This is a genomic window from Bradyrhizobium hipponense, from assembly GCF_008123965.1.
Classification (GTDB): Bacteria; Pseudomonadota; Alphaproteobacteria; order Rhizobiales; family Xanthobacteraceae; genus Bradyrhizobium; species Bradyrhizobium hipponense.
The window spans coordinates 1-953 of the sequence record NZ_VSTH01000068.1 but is presented as its reverse complement, the minus strand read 5'-3'; the positions used below and the strand labels follow the sequence as shown (position 1 = coordinate 953).

The following is a 953-nucleotide window of genomic DNA, read 5'->3' as shown; positions in this document are numbered from 1 at the left end:
GCGCGAGCGGGGTGGGGTGATCTCTCCGCGTCGCACAGTGCCCGTGTTGAGAGATCACCCCACCCCGTCTCGCATCGCTGACGCGTCGCGAGCCGACCCTCCCCCTCCAGGGGAGGGTGTTCACAGCACCAATGCACATCGAACTCCACTTCATCCTCATCCTTCTCCTGCGCATGGCGATCGCGGCGGCGTTTGTCGTGTCGGCGTCGGTCATCACGGAGCGCTCCGGCCCGGTGATCGGCGCGCTGGTCGCGACCTTGCCGGTGTCGGCCGGTCCGTCCTACGTCTTCCTCGCGCTCGACCATGACGCCGCCTTCATCGCGCAAGGCGCGCTGTCGAGCCTTCCGGTCAATGCTGCGACGATCTTCATGTGCCTCGCCTATGTCGTGCTGGCGCAGCGGCGTAGCCTTGCCGTGAGTTGCGGAAGCGCTGTCGCGATCTGGATCGTGCTTGCCTCGATCATCCGCCAGTTCGATTGGCCGCTCACCGCAGGGCTCGCCGTCAATCTGGTTGCGTTCGGCATCTGCATTCCGCTGCTCGCGCGCTATCGCCACGTCAAGATGCCGCTGGTGACCCGCCGCTGGTACGACATTCCGATGCGGGCTACGCTGGTCGCGACGCTTGTCGCCATCGTCGTATCGACATCGGGCTGGGTCGGTCCCCGGATCAGCGGCATCATCGCGCTGTACCCGGTCGTGTTCACCAGCATCATGATGATCCTGCACCCGCGCATCGGCGGTCCGCCGACTGCGGCCGTGCTCGCCAACTCCGCTTGGGGCCTGCTCGGATTTGGTATGGCGATCGCGGTGATGCACGTTGGCGCAGCCAATTTCGGCTCCGCGATCGGCCTGAGCCTTGCGCTCTCGACTTGCATCGTCTGGAACTTGACGCTGTGGTGGAATGGACGAAGGAAGCGAATGGCGCCGTGAATTCGTAGGGTGGGTTAGTACTAC

At 64.7% G+C, this 953-nt stretch carries 1 protein-coding gene; it reads left to right on the top strand.

Translation table 11 applies throughout. The features are described 5' to 3' along the window. Window positions 1–131: 131 nt before the first annotated feature. Window positions 132–929 carry a hypothetical protein gene (locus tag FXV83_RS21075; protein ID WP_148741322.1) on the top strand — a complete coding sequence of 266 codons (798 nt, stop codon included), beginning with the start codon at window positions 132–134 and terminating at the stop codon, window positions 927–929. The last annotated feature ends 24 nt before the right edge of the window (window positions 930–953 follow it).